Raw genomic sequence first — 16,361 nt, forward strand, 5'->3', positions numbered from 1 at the left:
CAGCGCATCGAGTAGCCTCGCCAAGCGAGCTGCCCCGGCGCGATCACACAATGCCCGTGTATCGGCCCGGGGTGTTCGGATCCCCGCACCGCCCCCGACAGGAATTCGAATGGCCATCAGTTACCTGGAATCGATCATCGTCGGCGCGCTCCAGGGGGTGAGTGAGCTCTTCCCGGTGTCCAGCCTGGGCCACAGCATCCTGCTGCCCGCCTGGGTCGGCGGTAAATGGGCCGACGATCTGAGCATGTCCGCCAAGGACTCCCCGTATCTGGCGCTGCTGGTCGCCATGCACGTCGCCACCGCGCTCGCCCTGGTGATCTTCTTCTGGCGGGACTGGGTGCGTATCGTTCAGGGGCTGTGGGATGTGGTGCTGACACGCCAAATACGTACGCCCGAAGCGAGATTGGGCGTATTGCTGGTGATCGCCACGATTCCGGTCGGCCTGGCCGGACTGCTGCTGGAGAAGGCGGTCCGCAACTATCTCGGCACGCCCATCCCGACGTCGATCTTCCTGGCGATCAACGGCTTCGTGCTGCTGTCGGCCGAGCTCATGCGCAAGCGTGAGCACGAACCCGAGTTCCAGCTCGCCAGCCCCACCGGCCGCACCGGCGACCTCTCCATGGAGGACACGGTCGTGCTCCCCATGACCGACCCGGCCCGCGCCTCCGATGTCCGGCTGTCCCGCCTCGGCATTCGCGATGCCACCCTGATCGGCGCCGCGCAGATCGCCGCCCTCTTCCCCGGAATCAGCCGCTCCGGCAGCACCATTGTCGCGGGCCTGTTCAAGGGCATGCGCCACGAGGATGCCGCCCGCTTCGCCTTCCTGCTGGCCACGCCGGTGATCCTGGCGGCGGGCGTGCTGAAGATGCCGGAGCTCTTCAAGCACGAGAACCACGCCATCCTCGGCCCGGCCTTGGCGGGCAGTGTGGTCGCGGGTGTTCTGTCCTATATCTCGGTCAAGTTCCTCACGGCCTACTTCGAGACCAAGACCCTGACCCCGTTCGCCATCTACTGCCTGGTCGCGGGCCTCGGCAGCCTGGTCTGGTTCACCATCCGCTGAGCCGGAACCGCCGAGCTCCTTCGGAAACGAGCATGCGCTGGGTCACCCTTCCGGGTGCGCCCCAGCGCATGCTCGTTTCGTCGGTGGGTCAGTGGGTGGGAGTGGTGGTCGGCGGTGCCGTGGTGGTCACCGGGGGAGTGGTGGTGACCGGGACCGTCGTGGTGGTCACCGGCGGGGTGGTCGTCACCGGCGGCGTGGTCGTCGCCGGGGTGGCCGTGTCCGAGGTGACCGTGGTGGTCGGCGGCGTCGTCGTCGTGGTGACGGGCGTCGTCGTGGTGGCCGGGGTGGTGGTACCGGCGGCCGGTGTCGTGGAACCGGTTGCGGGAGTGGTGGTTCCGGATGTGAGGCTCTGCGGTGCCGCGGCCAGCACGTTGGGGGCCGTGGTGGCGGTCGAGGTCAGCGTCTTCGGGTTCAGCTGGCCCGCCTGGGCCTCCTTGGCGAGCTCGGTGAGCCACGCGGCGGCGTACTCCGCGGAGGTCAGGGGCTTGCCGTTGTCCGGGTTGGAATCTCGCCAGTAGTCGAAGTGGTGACCGGTGCCGTTGGGGCCGAGGGTCAGGTTGTACGGGTCGTTCAGGAGCACCGGGATGGTGTTCTGGTTGGTGGTGATCAGACCGACGACCTCGTTGAAGACCTTCTGCGGCAGGTACGCCAGCGGCGACATGGTCTCGGCCTGAATGGAATCCGCGGCCACCGGGGTCGGGTTGTCCTGATTCGGTTTGTAGCCCGGCTGCGAGACCTTGAGCAGGACGTCGAGGAAGGTCTCCTTGCTCGACCACCAGCCCGGGTCGTGCGCGATATCGGCGAAGGCGTTACCGGCGATCTTCCCCAGCACCACCGCCACATCCATGCCCGTGGTGGGGGTGAGGCCGTCGCTCTGCATCTGGTCGGCATTGATCTGACGTCCGACATTGATGGCCAGCTGGAGCAGCGAGATGTTCTTCGGTGCGGCGCAGGTGAGGTCGCCGTCGGAGCAGAAGGAGGCGATCCGGCCGTTCAAGGCGCCGAAATCACCGGAGTGGTCCGGCAGCGCGCCCTGGCCGCCGGCGACGTCCTTGCCGGTCTGATAGCTCTGGTCGAAGTTGTCGGGATGGCTGGGGTCTTTCGCGCCCGGGAACGGGCCCTCGCCCGCCGTCCGGCCCGAGTCCGCGAGAATGACGACACCGGCCACATTGCCCGGATCGACGATCCCGTACTTGCCGTCCGCCCCCGCACTCTGGTGCCCGATGTCCATGGCGACGCGGCGCGTGACATCCGCGCCCTCGCTGTAGCCCACGATGGCGTACTTGGTGTTGGGGCAGGCCGCGGAGATGTCGCGCATCACCTGCTCGGTATTGGCGACACCGGTGTTGACGGCGTCCTCGTAGCTGTTCAGGTTCGCCGGATAGGAGACGTATACGGCCCAGTACGAGTTGGAGTCGACCGATCCGCCGGGCGCGTTCACCACCGGATCCACCCAGTGGCTCTGGTAGTCGTCCGACAGGGCCGCGGGCAGCTCGTTGCCGTTGGCGTCGACCAGCATCTTCGTGGTGCCCTGCTGCGGCGAGTCGTTGCGCCCGGCCACCGAGATGGTCACCATGTCATGGCACTCCGTGACCGAGGCCTTCAGCGCCGGATCGGCCTGCTTCGAGTCCGGCGACGACGTGATCGCGAACGTGGCCGCGACCGCTACCGCTACTCCCAGCGTCGCCGGCGCTGCCACGGCCGACGCGATCCTATGTCGCTTCATGAAGCCACGAATATCCATGCCCGAATCCCCATCTCACCCCGACAAGTGAACTGTCAGGCCCCGTGCGCATCCGGGCCATCTACCACCGGAGACGTCGCCACAGGAGATCCGAACGTTACTTGATCGAATGAGTCGTTACCGCACCAGGACCTGGATCAGGCCCGGCGCGGGGGCTGGAGCAGCGCAAACGCGGTCACCCGCGCCCGGTTCCGGCGGACCGGTCGGGCGCGGGTGACCGTGTGATCCCGGCGTATCCGGGTGGGGCTAGGGCGTGTAGCGGAGGATGGCCGCCGCGTGCGCGCCGTCGGGAATGTCGTCGGCGCGCACCGCCAGCACACGGCCATTGGAAAGGAGCACGCGCCGGGAGATTTCGTCGAGGACGCCCGGGGTCTCGCCGTCAGCGGTGGCAGCGGTGAGTGCACCGTCGTCGGTCACGGCGCCGGGAACCGACGCGTCGATATCGACGAAGAGGGTGTGCACGATGCCGTAGGTGGCGGCGCGGGCGATGTCGGAGAGATCGATGACGCCGCGGCCGTCGCCGCGGCGCTTCTCGAATTCGCTTCGGACATTGGCCAATTCGGCAGCGTAGTGCCGATCGAGCAGCTGCCGGGCGCGGGCCGCCAGGTCGCCGTCGGTGAGGTGCTCGGGATTGCCGGGGATGCCCTCGGCCAGCAGCAGCGGGTAGCTGTCGACCGACCGGTACAGCGAATCCGTCGGTTCGGCGGCGGCGAGGATGAGCGGGATGTCGTGGCCGGCCAGCACCGGCCGCAGTGCCTGGTCCACCGCCCGACAGAACTGTCGAACCCGCACCTTGCGGCCCTCGCTGCCCTGCAGGCGGCCGTGCGGGCTGCGGCCCAGCGGCGGCAGATCCAGGTACTTGTTCAGATCGGTCGGGAGTCCGGCGACCGCCACCTCCACGGCCGGGCCCTCGGCCGCGACCTCCACCAGCCGCACCGCGTTCTCGGACAGGGCCAGCACGAAGGCGGTTTGCGGGAAGGTCACCGCCCGGAGCAGCGGCTTGATGTTGAAGCGGTCGCCGAGGGTGGCGCTGGGTTCGAGCCGGTTCGGCAGGCGGTAGGTGCGCATGCTCTCGGGTGTCGCGTGCACGGCGAGGGTGCGGGACTGGAAGCGCCAGTAGTCCTCGTCGTCGACGAGGTCGGCGAACGCGTCGGTCAGCGCGATCCGGGCCTGCTTGTCGGTGACCCGGTCGAGCACCTCTTTCACCTGGTTCTCGAAGGCCAGCCGGTTCTTGTCCGGGGTCGGGGTGTCCGCCTCGGTCGGGGTGTAGACGGATACGCACCACGGTCCGGTGGTCGACGCCAGCGCCAGAATCTCGCCGTGCGTGGGGATATCTGTATGCAGCATGCTCACCCTCCACGGAGTCGATTTCCTCTGCCCAATCTAAGGTAGCTGACACGTTGCTACATCCGGACTGGGTCTGCATTGCCCGAGTCGGTCAGGCTCCGATGGGCTTGCCGAAGAAGGAGGCGAGGGTCTCGCCCAGGGTGTCGCCGAGGGTCTGCAGCTCGCCGGGGGTGCCGAGCATGGACGGCATGTCGGTGGTGGAGCAACCCGGTTGCGCCGCAACGCCGTTCAGTCGGTCGAACAGCCACAGGAGAGCGGCGGGGCCGCCGGTCACCTCGGCCAGGATGTGCTCGGCGGCCCGGTCCCGGGTGTAGGTCACCTGGGCGTCGGGCTGCCGGCAGTAGGTGTCGACCAGCTGGTTGGTCGAGGACAGCGGGAGGATGCGCGCGTGGCGGAATCCACACATATATCCGGGGCGGACGGCCAGGACCCTTGCTTGGAGTGCACTCCAGCTGTTTAGGGTCGGAGAACATGAGCAAAGTGTGGTTCATTACCGGTGTATCAAGGGGTTTCGGGCGGGAATGGGCGCTCGCCGCACTGGAGCGCGGGGACCGGGTCGCGGGTACCGCGCGCGATCTCGGCACCCTCGACGAGCTGGTCGCCAAGTACCCGCAGACTTTCCTGGCGCTGCGGCTCGATGTAACCGACCGCGCGGCCGACTTCGCCGCCGTGCGGCAGGCGGCCGACCATTTCGGACGCCTCGACATTGTCGTGAACAACGCCGGCTACGGCCAGTTCGGCATGATCGAGGAGCTCACCGAGCAGGAGCTCCGGGATCAGCTGGAGACCAATGTGTTCGGCGCGGTATGGGTGACGCAGGCCGCGCTGCCCATCCTGCGCGCCCAGGGCAGCGGGCACATCCTGCAGGTCTCCAGCATCGGCGGCATCTCCGCCTTCCAGAACCTGGGCGCCTACCACGCCTCGAAGTGGGCACTCGAGGGCCTGTCCCAGTCCTTGGCTCAGGAGGTCGCGCCCTTCGGGATTCATGTGACCCTCATCGAGCCGGGCGGCTTCGACACCGACTGGGCCGGTCCGTCCTCGCGGCACGCCAGCCCCAATCCCGCTTACGACGGCGGCCGTGCGGCCCGCGCCGCCCAGCGTTCGTCGGTTCGCCGCGGTGACCCCGGCGCCACCGGGCAGGCCATCCTCGCCGTCGTCGACGCCGACGAGCCCCCGCTGCGCATCTTCCTCGGCGAGATTCCGCTGGCCATCGCCACCGCGGACTACGAATCGCGCTTGCAGACCTGGCGTAAGTGGCAGCCGATTTCGGTTGCCGCGCAGGGCAACTGAGTCGACGAACCCGACCCGGCCGGTCAGGCGTCGCGGAGGTCGCGATGCGCGCGCTGACCGGCATGGCGCGCGGCGTCGCCGCCCAGCATCTCATCGCGCCCGACGCCTTCGACCTCGCCGCGGCGGTCCGGGCCCGCCAGCGGTTCGTTGAGCGGAGTCTCGCCGCCGGATAACTACAGTGAGTCCGATGACAGGTAAAGAGATGACGAAAAAGATCGCGACTCTTGCCGTAGCCCTCGCGGCGGTCGGTCTGCTCGGCGCTTGCAGTAGCAACAGCAGCGAGCCGATCCCGACCACCATCTCCACCCCGGCATCCGCGGCGGTCACCCCGGGCTCGCCTGCCGCCATGCTGGCCGCCACGCCCTGGGAGACCACCTCCGCGACCGACGCCCACGGCACCGCGGTCCCCCTCACCGACGACAATGTCAAAAACTACGTGGGCTTCGCCTACTTCAAGTCCGACGGCACCTTCACGATGTTCAACCTCGACGACACTCCGAAAATGCACGGCGAATGGTCAGTCTCCCCGGACGGCAGAACTCGCACCATCATCGCGAAAAATGATGCGGGCCAAGAACAATTCACCCGAGTGGTCGACATCGTCACCTTGAACGACAAAGACTTCACCTATCGCGTCTATCCCACGGCCGACGACAAAACCGTCTACTTCGACATCATCCACACCCCGACGACCCACCCCGAACCCGCCAAATAATCCGCGCCGGCAACTGGGCCTCGGCGGTGTGGGCCTTCGCCCCCGGCGCGGAGGGCAAACTGGATCGGGTGACGCGTTCCGCCAAGAACCAGGTCGACCAGTTCGTCGAATTCGGGTACGAGCCCGCGTGGGCCGAGGTGACCATGCAGCAGGTCGTCGCCTGGCGCACCATGCACAGCCAGGGCCGCGGCCTGTTCTCGGTGCTGCTGAAGAACCTGCCCGACCTCGATGCCCTGGCCGTGCGCGACGCCGTGGCGGAGCAGCCCTGGCTGCCCAGCGGCCCGATCCCGCTCGCGGTCACCTGGACCCGGCCGCAGCCGGCACTGCCCGGCCTGGCGGAGATTCGCGCCGAGCAGGAGCACGGTCACGGAGCGCTGGCATGACCACCGCGACCGTCGTCGGCGGCGGGCCCAACGGACTCGCCGCCGCCGTGGCCCTGGCCCGAGCGGGTGTGCGGGTCACTGTCTTGGAGGCCGACCAGCAGATCGGCGGCGGCACCCGCACCGTGGAGGCCATCGTTCCCGGGCTGCTGCACGACCACTGCTCGGCGGTGCACCCGATGGCCGCGGGCTCGCCGTTCCTGCGCGAACTCGGACTCGATCGATACGGATTGTCCTGGCGCACACCGGAGATCGACTGCGTGCACCCCCTCGCCGACGGCCGGGCCGGCGTCCTGCACCGGTCGGTCGAGCGCACAGCCGCCGGACTCGGCCGTGACGGGCAGCGGTGGATTTCGTTGTTCGGCGCGCCCGCCGCCCGCTACGACGCCCTGGCCGAGGACATCCTGCGACCCCTGCTGCGGGTGCCCCGGCACCCGCTGACCCTGGCCCGCTTCGGCGCACCGACCCCGCTGCCCGCCTCGGCGCTGGCCCGGATCTTCCGGACCGAGGAGGCGCGGGCGCTGTTCGGAGGTGTTGCGGCGCATGCCTTCCGGCCGCTGCACCTGCCGATGACCTCGGCCATCGGCCTGGGCATCCTCACCGCCGGGCACCGCTACGGGTGGCCCGTGGCGGCCGGCGGCTCGCAGGCCATCGCCGACGCGCTGGCGGCCCTGCTCGCCGACCTCGGCGGCAATATCGAGACCGGCGTCCGGATCGAGACGGCCACCCAATTGCCGCAGGCCGACCTCACCATGTTCGATCTGGCCCCGGAATCGGTGGCCGAGATCCTCGGCGACCGGCTGCCATCGCGAATCTCCCACGCGTACCGGCGATTCCGGCGCGGACCGGGTGCGTTCAAGGTCGACTTCGCGGTCGCGGAGGGTGTGCCCTGGACCAACCCGGACGCCCGCCGCGCCGGGACCGTCCATCTGGGCGGTCCGTTCGCCGAGGTCGCCGCCGCGGAGCGCGAGATCCATGCCGGTCGGCTGCCCGAGCGACCGCTCGTCCTGGTCGGCCAGCAATATCTGGCCGACCCGCAACGCTCGGTGGGCGACGTCCACCCCGTGTGGGCCTACGCGCATGTCCCGCACGGCTATACCGGCGATGCCGCCGAGGCGATCATCGGGCGCATCGAGCAGTTCGCCCCCGGCTTCCGTGACCGCGTCATCGGCCACACCGTCCACCCGACCACCGAGTTCGCCACCCACAACCCGAACTTCACGGGCGGCGACATCATGACGGGATCCAAGGACATCCGCCAGCTCGTCTTCGGACCGCGAATCGCCCTGTCCCCGTACGCAATCGGAATCCCCGGCATGTACATCTGCTCCGCCGCAACCCCACCCGGCCCGGGAGCCCACGGCATGTGCGGCGCCAACGCCGCCGAGGCGGCTCTGGCCCATCTCGGATCCGTGTGAGGACTGCGACTTTCGCCGACTACCGGGGGTTCCGCATCGAACCGTCGATGCGGGCGATGACCGCGTCGAGCGCCAGATCGATCGTGTAGTCGAATTCCTCCCGCTTGTCGAATCGCGCCAGGTGGGGAGCGGCTTCCGCGACGGCGGGCAATCCCGACTGTTCGAGCGTCGCCTGGCGTGCTGCGATCCCGGCGATGTCGCTGGTTCCGTAGGTGGGGCCGGCATTGACTTCGCGCAGCAGGGTGCCGATGAGGGCGGCCACCATCGTCCGCATCAGATGGACCGCTTCCCGCGGGTCGCAGCCTGCGGCGAGAAGTGCTTCCAGAACGGCTTGGATCGGTGCCAGGCCCTCCACCGATGCCAATTGCCGCGTGAGCACCAGGGCGGCGGCCGCCGGATGCAGCAGAGCGCGATCGCGGAACGCCTCCGCGATGGCTCGCAGGTCGCCACGGAGATCACCGCGACGGGCGGGCAGCTCGATCGAGCCCAGGAGATGCTCGGCCACCGCATCGAGCAGCCCGTCCTTGCCGTCCACGTAGTTGTACAGGCTCTTCGGATCGACACCGAGCACGCGTGCGACCGCTCGCATCCCGACAGCGTCGACGCCGTCGCCGTCGATCACCGTGAGGGTCGCTGCGACGATTCCCGCCCGGGTGAGCTGGCCGGACCCTTTCGGGGGCCGTCCCCGGCGCGTCGAGGGGGCTGGGCTGGTCATGCGGCCATTCTGCCTCACACCCTTGATTAAATCCACACTGTGGGTATATCGTCACGACTGCATAAAACCCACGCTGTGGATATTGGAGTCCGGCAATGCGTTTCCCCTGGGGCACTTCCGATGTGGTCGATCTACCGACCGTTGGAACCCGTATCGACACTCTCACCGATCTCGCGCACGTCGAGGGCGGTCCGGGCGCGCGGCTGCGGGTCGCTCGTGAACAGGCTCGAGCGTTTCGTCGCGAATTCCCGGGCACCGGCACCCCCGACAGCATCACCACCTGCGATCTGGTGACCCTGCCCTACCCGACGCGGTTCGGCCTGTTCCGCGCCTCGCGGGCGATCGCTCCGTTCCTGTCGATCACCAACCGGATGCTCGTGATCCGCTGGCACGACTCCGACGGACGCCCCCGCACTCTGCTGTTCGAGCCCTCCGACGTCGAACTCGGCCGCTACACACCGTATTTCGACAATCTCTCCCAGCGGACCCCGGCGGTGATCGAGCGGCGCATGGTCACCGAACACGGCACGGTGCTGGGCCATCTGTCGCGCCTGGGGATCGCGTGCGACGAAGTCGACTATCTGATGTTCGACCACCTCCACACCCAGGACCTGCGGCGCTGGATCGGGACCACCGCCCATCAGACCGACCTCGACACCACACCCGCGGCGATCTTCCCCAACGCCAAGGTCATCGTTCAACGCGACGAGCTCGCGGGCATGGCCGAGCTGCATCCGCTGCAGCAGCCGTGGTACCAGCCCGCCGCCTACCGGGATGTTCCCGCCGAGGCGTTCCTGCCCATCGAGGGCTCGGTCGTCCTCGGGCCCGGGGTGGCCGTGGTCAAGACTCCCGGGCACGTGTTCGGCAATCAGAGCCTGGTGGTCAACACCTCGACCGGGATCTGGGTCAGCAGCGAGAACGTGATCGCGGCCGAGGCGCTCACCCCGGAGCACTCCCGATTGCCGGGGCTGGCGCGGTGGGCGCGGGAATGGCGACAGGAGATCGTGCTCAACGCCAACACCATGGAAACCACCGCCGACCAGTACAACTCGATCATCCTCGAGAAGACGCTGGCCGACCGCAGCCAAGCCGACCCACGCTTCCTGCAGTTCTTCCCGTCCAGCGAACTCACCGGCGTGTGGACGAACCCGGGTACCCACCCCACCTTCCACCACGGCCACCTCACTCATGGCCCTCAGTGCTGAGGAGAGACCAACCATGTCTTCACGATTCACCCTGCCGCCCGAGGCCGTGCTGCGCGCTCGGGAGCAGCTGGTCCTCGATCATTTCCACGACGAGGTGGCCCAGGACTGGGACGCCACGCTGTCGACGTTCCCGCACCCGCACTACGAGCTGATCGCACCGATGGTCGTCCACGACGGCGACACCGAGGTCCGCGACTACTACCGCGACACCCGCGTCGCGTTCCCCGACCAGGACCACGAGATCATCGCCCTGCGCCACAGTCACGACGCGGTGATCGTCGAATTCTGGCTGCTGGGAACCCATTTGGGGCCGCTGGGCAAAATCCCGCCCACCGGGTCGGCCCATCGGACCAGGATGACCGCCTACTTCGTGTTCGACGAGCACGAGCACCTGGTGATCGAGCGGATCTATTTCGACCAGCTCACCGTCCTCAAACAACTGCTGGGCGGGCTGGACCGACGCAAACCCCGCGACCTGCTCACCCTCGTGCGAGCCCTCGCCGGAGCTATCGCCACCGGCGGCGAACCCGACCCGCGCCTGCTGAACACCACACCTCCGGACCTCGGCGACTGACTCCCGCCATGGACTCGAACGAACGCAAGGAGAAGACCACAATGCGTGCACTCATCGGCGGCAAGGGCACCGAGTGGGTCCGCGAGGACCGCGAGCTGCCCGAGCAGCTGGGCGCCATCCGCATCCAGGTCATGGCCGCCGGTCTCAACCGCGCCGACCTCTACGCCCTCGACGGCAGCTACACCGCCAATTTGCAGGGCGATGGGCCCTTCGTCGCCGGCATGGAAGTCGCCGGAGTCGTCGAGACTTCCAGCCTGCTCGCGCCGCACCTGCCCATCGGAACCCGGGTCATGGGCATCACCACCGGGGCCTTCGCCGACTACGCCCTGTGCCATCCCCGTCTGGTGGTGCCGATCCCCGACCACCTCGATTTCGACGCCGCGGCGACCCTGCCCGTCGGCCTCATCACCGAACACGATGCGCTGGTCACCCAGGCGGGTTTCACCCCGGGCGACACCGTGCTCATCGTCGGCGGTGCCAGCTCGATCGGTCTGATCGGCATCCAGCTCGCCAAGGCCCTCGGTGCCGACCGGGTCATCGCCACCACGACCAGCGCGGGCAAACGGGCTGCCCTGCTGCGCGCGGGCGCCGACGTCGTGGTCGACACCACCGCCGAGGACCTGGCAGCGGTTGTGCTCGCGACCACCGACGGCAAGGGCGCGACCATCACCCTCGACCACGTCGGCGGGAACCTCTTCGCGCAGCTGCCCGCCGCCACCGCGGTCGGCGGCACGATCATCAGCATCGGCCGGCTCGCCGGTGCGGGCACCGAACTCGATCTCGACACCCTGGCCTTCCGTCGTCAGCGAGTGCTCGGCACCACCTTCAGCATCCGCACCCGCACCGAACTCGCCGATGTCGTCGCAGCGCTCGCCGACCGGGTCCTGCCCGCGCTCGCCGCCGGGGAGATCACCCCCACGCTCGACGGTGTCTACGCGGTCGACGACGCCCGGGCCGCCGCGCGGCGTCTGCGCGACAACGCGGCCACCGGCAAGATCGTCCTGTCGTTCGCCGACGCGCACCCCGGACCGGCGCCGACCCCCGACCCGGTGGCCAACCTGTTCGGCGGCATCGCCCAAATCGGTTACGTGGTGCGCGATATCGAGGAATCGATGCGCAACTTCGTCGCCTGCGGTATCGGTCCGTGGTTCTTCCTGCGCGGTGTGCGCCCGGAGGACTTCACCTACCGGGGTGAACCGTCGGCGATGGTGATGGATGTCGCGGTCGCCAACAGCGGTGACATCCAGATCGAGCTGATCAGCCCTGTCAACGACGCGCCCTCGATGTACCGAGACTTCCTCGACGCGGGACACGAAGGCGTGCAACACATCGCCTACTGGAGCGACGACTACCAGCAGCTCTACGATCGGGCGCTCACGGCCGGATTCACCGTCGGGCAGGAAGGCCGCATCGGTGGTGCCGACGGCCGATTCGCCTACCTCGAGACGGAGCATCACCCCGGCACGGTCATCGAGATCTCCGACGTCGGCGGTACCAAGATGCTCGTCTTCGACCTGGTACGGACGGCAGCCGCGAACTGGGACGGCAGCAACCCGATCCAGACCATCGACGCGGGCCTCATCGGGGGCGATCCCGCGGTGATGACGGCGATGCTGGAAGCGCTGGGATGAAAGTCCACCACCTCAACTGCGGCACAATGCATCCCCCACGAACCCCCGCGGGGTTGGTGTGCCACGTCCTGCTCCTGGAGACCGGCACCGGCCTCGTGCTGGTGGACAGCGGGCTGGGTCTGCGCGATGCCGCCGACCCCGCGGCCCGATTCGGTCCGGGACGTTTCTACGTGCGCCCCAGGTTCGACGCGAACGAGTCCGCCATTCGGCAACTCGAACGTCTCGGCTTCGACCCGCGTGATGTCCGCGATATCGTGCTGACCCACTTCGACGCCGACCACACCGGCGGGCTCGCCGACTTCCCTTGGGCCAGAGTTCATCTCACCGCCGATGAAGCGAACGCGGCCCGGCGACCGGCAGGTTTCCTCGAAAAGGCCCGCTACCTGCCCACCCACCGCGACCACCACCCGACGTTGGTCTGTCACACCCCTGGCGGCGGCGATCCCTGGTACGGGTTCGCCGCCGCCGAGGAACTCACCGAGATCACCCCCGGCCTTGTCATGATCAGCCTGCCCGGCCACACCCGCGGCCACGCCGCCATCGCCGTCGACATCGGCGAACGATGGATCTTCCACGCCGGCGACTCCTTCTACCACCACGGCCAGATCGACGGCCTCGGCCCGGTGCCACGGGCCCTGACCGCGATGGAACGCTTTGTTGCGCACGACATGAACGCAGTTCGCGCCAACCACGAACGCCTCGCTGAGCTGTGGACCGAGCAGGCCCCCGACCTGCTGCTGATCAATGCCCACGATCCTTTCCTGCTGCGCCGTGCCCAGCAGATCGACACCGACATGGAGTAAAAGGAATGCGCTGACCCACCGCCGTCACGCCGCTGCCGGCCTGACGGTGATGTCCGATTCTCGCCAGCCGCACGGGTGCCGGTGTACGTCGTCGGCGGTAGTGCGGGCACCGCGTTCGGCGCGGCCGCGGTGAGCTGGTTCGGCTGGGCGGCAACGGCTCTCATCGCCGCCGGCGCGATCGTGGTCGCGGCCGCGATCACCGTGCCGGTGCGCGTGGCCCGCGCCTGACGCTTCCCTCGGCACGGGTCAGCTGGCAGGCGTCGTCGGTGCAGGAGCGTTGCAGGCGCCCTCGTGAGATCGTCTGTATCAGGCCGATCGCCCAGCACATGGGACAGCCGCGCAGGGCCAGGACACCGATCGGCAGCAGTAGCAGGCTGAGTACGCCGAAAACCGGTGCCAGTGCGATCGATCCGGCGAGCAGCCCGAATCCGATTACTCCTCGCCCCAGATGGGCGGGGACGGACTTGCTGGCGAAAGACCGTTCGCCCGAGGTGAGTCGACTGGTCATTCCGCTGCCGCCTCGTTCCAGGAATCCAGCTCGGAGCGCACGGTGGTGCGGGCACGGTGCAGCCGGGATTTCATCGCCGCAGTGCTCAGCCCGACCGATTCGGCCACCACACTTCCCGGCAGACCCTGAACGTCACGCATGATCAGTACCCGGCGCTGATCGGCGGGCAAGGATGCGATGGCCGCGGCCACCCGCTCGATCTCCAGCCGGGCCAGCACGTCGTCCTCGGCCGAGGCGGTGCACGCCTCGGCACTCGCTTCTGAGCGGCGGGCCATGTCCGCGACTCGCCGCAAGCATTCGTTCCGCACGATCCGAAACATCCAGGAGGCCAGCGCACCCGTGGCCCGCAGAGTTCCGATCTTGCGATACAGCACGATCATCGCCTCCTGCGCCGCGTCCTCAGCATCCTGGCTGCTCGCACACAGCGAATACGCGAACCGCCGCACGTGCGGATGCGCACCGGAAACCAACGCCGCGATCGACGCCTCATCTCCGCCCTGGGCCGCGACCACGATGTCCGCCGCAGGCCACGAGGACGGCACGCCCCTACCCACGCGACCGCTTCCGATTACGCAGGAACAGCACGCAACTACACACCGACACAGCCGCAACAACCACGGCGACGACGACTACGGTCATGAGAACCCTTTCTCCGCGTGCCGACCTCGATGCCCGCACGCCCATAAGAGCAACCAACCGCGAAAAGGATTCACCACCCACCCGATTCGACCGGTCCGCGTCGAGACGCCGATTCGCCCGCCGGGCCGCGACAACAACTTTCGAGGCCCGCGGCGTCGAACACCACCCGAATCCCGCATAGGACGCTGCTCGCGGCGACCGCGGCCAAGACCCACAACAGCACCACATGGTCGCGGGCGGGCGTGAGTGGGCAGACCCGACCTGTCATGGCGGGCTATCGGCCTTCCGGCCCGGGGCGTGTCAAAGATCCGTCAAACCGGGCTCGGAGGTCTTGCCCGGGGTTGCTCGATGGGGTGATATCCCTGTTGTGACTGCAATCGTCGGCCCTCGTCGCGCCCTGCGCGTCGCTGTCGACGTTGCCCGGCACCGAGTCGAGCGCATGCCGTCCGCTTTGGAGCTCTTCGGCTTCCAGAGTGAGGACGAGCCGCCGAGTCCGGTCTAGCCTGTCGCTATATCCCTTGCCGCGCAGCGTATTCGCGCCGCGGTGTCGCCAATGTCAGTGCGACGTTCCACACCTTCCCGCGAATGTCATCGCGAACCTCTCGTGTGCTCCCGCGCCTCGACGCGGGCCACCCCCTCATTGATCGGAGAGCTATGTCCGCAACCCTGTCCAGCGCCCGTACCGTCCTCGTGACCGGGGCCGATACGCGCCTCGGTTTCGCGACGGCGCAGCGGGTGATCGCCGATGGCGATACCGTCATCGCGCACATTCTGGACAAGAACCATGCCGACGAGACGATGCAGCGCCTGCAGGGCACGGCCGAGCCCGGCCAGGTGCGCATGGTGCAGGCCGACTTCACCCGCTTGGCCGAGGTCGACGAACTCGGCCGCACCCTGGCCGCGGAGTGCGCTCGTCTGGACGCGCTGATCAATGTCGCGTCCATCGCGGCTCCCGATGCGCGCACTCACACCGAGGACGGGTACGAAATGACGTTCCAGGTCAACTATCTCGCGCCGCACCGCCTGACCATGGCGCTGATTCCCGCGCTCGAAGCAGCACGGGGACGGGTCGTCGCTGTCACGTCGAAGCTGCACGCCGCCGGGAACATCGACTACTCGGATCTGGACCGCAACCGCGGCATCTACACCCCATTCGCCATCTACACGCAGTCGAAGTTGGCGCTGACCATGTTCAGCCGCTCGCTGGCCGAAACCGGGCCGGACGGACTGACCTCGGTCAGCGTGCATCCGGCCGACTTCGAGATCGATGTGCCGCGCCTGCGCAGCCACCGCATCGCACCCCTCGACAGCGCCGCAGCCCTACTGGTGCAGCTGGCCACACCCAGCACGCCGGTCATGAACGGCGGCTACTACGAGGGCGCGGAGCCCGCGAAAGCTGCCGCGCTGGTGCGTAATTCGCGTGCCCGCACCCGGCTCGCCGCATGGAGCAACCAGCTCACGCACACCGCCTGACCCAGTCAGTGATCCTCCGGGAGGAATACGTGTCCAAACGAGCCAGTAAGAAGCGCGCCCGCCGCAAGAAGAAGGCGAATCACGGCCACAAGCCCGGCCAGCGCTGACCGACCTCCGGCGCAGCCGGCACCGGCATGTCATGGTTGCGCCGAGGACCGGAGCCGCCGCGAACCCGAAAGGGCCGCGGCGGCTTCGTCATCAGGTCGTATAGATCTTGCAAAGAAGCAGGTCGACAGCGCCAAGGGTGCGTCAAAGCAGCTGTTGCCGCAGCTCGGCCGCGCATATCTTCCATCTCCCGTCCGGAGTTTCTTCCGGGCGGCGAGGAGATGGTTCGAATGGCCGGCGATCACGATGACTCGGTGCTGCTGGACGAGCTGGCAACCCATTGCCACGTCGTCGAGATCCTCGATCTGTTGTCCGAGTCCGGTTGCAATACTGCGCTTCTGATGAGATTCGTACCGGCACAGGGTCCGGATCTGGAGTCTGCTCTCCGTCTGATCGCGGCGCATGGACTCCTCGCCACCGATGACCACGGCAGTTGGGACGAGCCCCTGACGATTCCCGGGCCGCTCCGACTGACCGACCGCGGCGAAGCGGTCGCGCAAGCGCTGTCCAACGTTGAGGCAGGAAGCACCCCTCATGGTGGTGACCGACATACAGCGCATCGCTCGGTCCTGGAAAGAGCCGCCGGCCGAGTGCTGAGCTTGCGCCGCACCAGGGCGAGCGGGCTTGCCGCGACGTCTCGAGCCTGACCCTGGCACCACGGGTAGCGCGGAGGCCGAGACCCGTTTCGGCCGTTGGAGTGGTCACGGGCGCGCTGGAATCAGGGCGCATCGGAGGTTTGTGCCTGCGAGCCGGT

18 protein-coding genes and 1 pseudogene are annotated in these 16,361 nt (G+C 68.1%); 14 read left to right on the top strand and 5 right to left on the bottom strand.

Annotated elements, in window-relative coordinates:
• Positions 1-103: 103 nt before the first annotated feature.
• The gene (locus tag ACIRRA_RS11235; RefSeq protein ID WP_402766591.1) at positions 104-1,060 is read left to right on the top strand and encodes an undecaprenyl-diphosphate phosphatase; all 957 of its coding nucleotides are present in this window, start codon (positions 104-106) and stop codon (positions 1,058-1,060) included.
• Between the two features lie 88 nt (positions 1,061-1,148).
• Here the strand turns inward: ACIRRA_RS11235 and ACIRRA_RS11240 are convergent, their stop codons facing one another.
• The 3 genes from ACIRRA_RS11240 to ACIRRA_RS11250 all read right to left on the bottom strand — a co-directional run bounded on the left by ACIRRA_RS11240 (position 1,149) and on the right by ACIRRA_RS11250 (position 4,557).
• Positions 1,149-2,804, bottom strand: a complete 1,656-nt coding sequence (locus tag ACIRRA_RS11240) for a cutinase family protein (protein WP_402766197.1) — start codon at positions 2,802-2,804, stop codon at positions 1,149-1,151.
• Positions 2,805-3,050: 246 nt separating this feature from the next.
• Positions 3,051-4,151, bottom strand: a complete 1,101-nt coding sequence (locus tag ACIRRA_RS11245) for a hypothetical protein (protein WP_402766200.1) — start codon at positions 4,149-4,151, stop codon at positions 3,051-3,053.
• 91 nt (positions 4,152-4,242) lie between these two features.
• Entirely contained in the window at positions 4,243-4,557 is a 315-nt protein-coding gene (locus tag ACIRRA_RS11250) for a lipase family protein (protein WP_402766203.1), read from the bottom strand.
• Between the two features lie 65 nt (positions 4,558-4,622).
• Between ACIRRA_RS11250 and ACIRRA_RS11255 the strand changes: the two genes are divergently transcribed.
• From ACIRRA_RS11255 to ACIRRA_RS11275, 5 genes and pseudogenes are all read left to right on the top strand, one after another.
• Entirely contained in the window at positions 4,623-5,441 is an 819-nt protein-coding gene (locus ACIRRA_RS11255) for an SDR family oxidoreductase (protein ID WP_402766206.1), read from the top strand.
• A gap of 44 nt (positions 5,442-5,485) precedes the next feature.
• Entirely contained in the window at positions 5,486-5,614 is a 129-nt protein-coding gene (locus tag ACIRRA_RS11260) for a hypothetical protein (RefSeq protein ID WP_402766209.1), read from the top strand.
• 14 nt (positions 5,615-5,628) lie between these two features.
• The gene (locus ACIRRA_RS11265) at positions 5,629-6,156 is read left to right on the top strand and encodes a DUF4822 domain-containing protein (RefSeq protein WP_402766212.1); all 528 of its coding nucleotides are present in this window, start codon (positions 5,629-5,631) and stop codon (positions 6,154-6,156) included.
• A pseudogene (locus tag ACIRRA_RS11270) lies at positions 6,138-6,539 on the top strand (DUF3556 domain-containing protein); the annotation flags it as partial. The gene ACIRRA_RS11265 and the pseudogene ACIRRA_RS11270, both read left to right, overlap by 19 nt.
• A complete protein-coding gene (locus tag ACIRRA_RS11275; RefSeq protein ID WP_402766215.1) occupies positions 6,536-7,954 on the top strand; it encodes a phytoene desaturase family protein in 1,419 nt (472 codons plus the stop codon). The pseudogene ACIRRA_RS11270 and the gene ACIRRA_RS11275, both read left to right, overlap by 4 nt.
• 19 nt (positions 7,955-7,973) lie before the next feature.
• On the opposite strand, the gene ACIRRA_RS11280 is transcribed toward ACIRRA_RS11275, so the two are convergent.
• Positions 7,974-8,669, bottom strand: coding sequence for a TetR/AcrR family transcriptional regulator (locus ACIRRA_RS11280; protein WP_402766218.1), 696 nt, complete (start codon positions 8,667-8,669; stop codon positions 7,974-7,976).
• 95 nt (positions 8,670-8,764) lie between these two features.
• Here ACIRRA_RS11280 and ACIRRA_RS11285 point away from each other — a divergent pair, with 95 nt between their 5' ends.
• From ACIRRA_RS11285 to ACIRRA_RS11305, 5 genes are all read left to right on the top strand, one after another.
• Positions 8,765-9,874 (top strand): hypothetical protein, encoded by a 1,110-nt coding sequence (locus ACIRRA_RS11285; RefSeq protein ID WP_402766220.1) that lies wholly within the window; start codon positions 8,765-8,767, stop codon positions 9,872-9,874.
• A gap of 13 nt (positions 9,875-9,887) precedes the next feature.
• Positions 9,888-10,448: an ester cyclase gene (locus tag ACIRRA_RS11290; RefSeq protein WP_402766223.1), complete on the top strand. Its 561-nt coding sequence runs from the start codon at positions 9,888-9,890 to the stop codon at positions 10,446-10,448.
• Positions 10,449-10,489: 41 nt separating this feature from the next.
• Positions 10,490-12,079 carry a zinc-binding dehydrogenase gene (locus ACIRRA_RS11295; RefSeq protein ID WP_402766226.1) on the top strand — a complete coding sequence of 530 codons (1,590 nt, stop codon included), beginning with the start codon at positions 10,490-10,492 and terminating at the stop codon, positions 12,077-12,079.
• Positions 12,076-12,882, top strand: a complete 807-nt coding sequence (locus tag ACIRRA_RS11300; protein ID WP_402766228.1) for an MBL fold metallo-hydrolase — start codon at positions 12,076-12,078, stop codon at positions 12,880-12,882. Before ACIRRA_RS11295 ends, ACIRRA_RS11300 begins: the two co-directional genes overlap by 4 nt.
• Before the next feature lie 75 nt (positions 12,883-12,957).
• Positions 12,958-13,110, top strand: a complete 153-nt coding sequence (locus ACIRRA_RS11305; protein ID WP_402766231.1) for a hypothetical protein — start codon at positions 12,958-12,960, stop codon at positions 13,108-13,110.
• A gap of 276 nt (positions 13,111-13,386) precedes the next feature.
• Here ACIRRA_RS11305 and ACIRRA_RS11310 read toward each other — a convergent pair whose 3' ends face one another.
• On the bottom strand, positions 13,387-13,944 hold the full coding sequence (locus ACIRRA_RS11310) for an RNA polymerase sigma factor (RefSeq protein WP_402766233.1): 558 nt from the start codon (positions 13,942-13,944) through the stop codon (positions 13,387-13,389).
• Between the two features lie 739 nt (positions 13,945-14,683).
• On the opposite strand from ACIRRA_RS11310, the gene ACIRRA_RS11315 reads away from it, so the two are divergent.
• From ACIRRA_RS11315 to ACIRRA_RS11325, 3 genes are all read left to right on the top strand, one after another.
• Positions 14,684-15,502 (top strand): SDR family NAD(P)-dependent oxidoreductase, encoded by an 819-nt coding sequence (locus ACIRRA_RS11315; protein ID WP_402766235.1) that lies wholly within the window; start codon positions 14,684-14,686, stop codon positions 15,500-15,502.
• Positions 15,472-15,609 (top strand): 50S ribosomal protein bL37, encoded by a 138-nt coding sequence (locus ACIRRA_RS11320; protein ID WP_402766238.1) that lies wholly within the window; start codon positions 15,472-15,474, stop codon positions 15,607-15,609. Before ACIRRA_RS11315 ends, ACIRRA_RS11320 begins: the two co-directional genes overlap by 31 nt.
• Before the next feature lie 228 nt (positions 15,610-15,837).
• Positions 15,838-16,254, top strand: a complete 417-nt coding sequence (locus ACIRRA_RS11325) for a hypothetical protein (RefSeq protein ID WP_402766241.1) — start codon at positions 15,838-15,840, stop codon at positions 16,252-16,254.
• Positions 16,255-16,361: the final 107 nt, after the last annotated feature.

The organism is Nocardia sp. NPDC101769, assembly GCF_044766925.1.
GTDB lineage: Bacteria > Actinomycetota > Actinomycetes > Mycobacteriales > Mycobacteriaceae > Nocardia.

What these genes read in the sequence shown, in the direction of transcription:
- ACIRRA_RS11250 (WP_402766203.1), bottom strand. Translation starts at nt 4,557, where the DNA reads ATGTGTGGATTCCGCCACGCGCGCATCCTCCCGCTGTCCTCGACCAAC.
- ACIRRA_RS11260 (WP_402766209.1), top strand. Translation starts at nt 5,486, where the DNA reads ATGCGCGCGCTGACCGGCATGGCGCGCGGCGTCGCCGCCCAGCATCTC.
- ACIRRA_RS11240 (WP_402766197.1), bottom strand. Translation starts at nt 2,804, where the DNA reads ATGGATATTCGTGGCTTCATGAAGCGACATAGGATCGCGTCGGCCGTG.
- ACIRRA_RS11290 (WP_402766223.1), top strand. Translation starts at nt 9,888, where the DNA reads ATGTCTTCACGATTCACCCTGCCGCCCGAGGCCGTGCTGCGCGCTCGG.
- ACIRRA_RS11295 (WP_402766226.1), top strand. Translation starts at nt 10,490, where the DNA reads ATGCGTGCACTCATCGGCGGCAAGGGCACCGAGTGGGTCCGCGAGGAC.
- ACIRRA_RS11285 (WP_402766220.1), top strand. Translation starts at nt 8,765, where the DNA reads ATGCGTTTCCCCTGGGGCACTTCCGATGTGGTCGATCTACCGACCGTT.
- ACIRRA_RS11320 (WP_402766238.1), top strand. Translation starts at nt 15,472, where the DNA reads ATGGAGCAACCAGCTCACGCACACCGCCTGACCCAGTCAGTGATCCTC.
- ACIRRA_RS11280 (WP_402766218.1), bottom strand. Translation starts at nt 8,669, where the DNA reads ATGACCAGCCCAGCCCCCTCGACGCGCCGGGGACGGCCCCCGAAAGGG.
- ACIRRA_RS11300 (WP_402766228.1), top strand. Translation starts at nt 12,076, where the DNA reads ATGAAAGTCCACCACCTCAACTGCGGCACAATGCATCCCCCACGAACC.
- ACIRRA_RS11275 (WP_402766215.1), top strand. Translation starts at nt 6,536, where the DNA reads ATGACCACCGCGACCGTCGTCGGCGGCGGGCCCAACGGACTCGCCGCC.
- ACIRRA_RS11325 (WP_402766241.1), top strand. Translation starts at nt 15,838, where the DNA reads ATGGCCGGCGATCACGATGACTCGGTGCTGCTGGACGAGCTGGCAACC.
- ACIRRA_RS11255 (WP_402766206.1), top strand. Translation starts at nt 4,623, where the DNA reads ATGAGCAAAGTGTGGTTCATTACCGGTGTATCAAGGGGTTTCGGGCGG.
- ACIRRA_RS11315 (WP_402766235.1), top strand. Translation starts at nt 14,684, where the DNA reads ATGTCCGCAACCCTGTCCAGCGCCCGTACCGTCCTCGTGACCGGGGCC.
- ACIRRA_RS11265 (WP_402766212.1), top strand. Translation starts at nt 5,629, where the DNA reads ATGACAGGTAAAGAGATGACGAAAAAGATCGCGACTCTTGCCGTAGCC.
- ACIRRA_RS11245 (WP_402766200.1), bottom strand. Translation starts at nt 4,151, where the DNA reads ATGCTGCATACAGATATCCCCACGCACGGCGAGATTCTGGCGCTGGCG.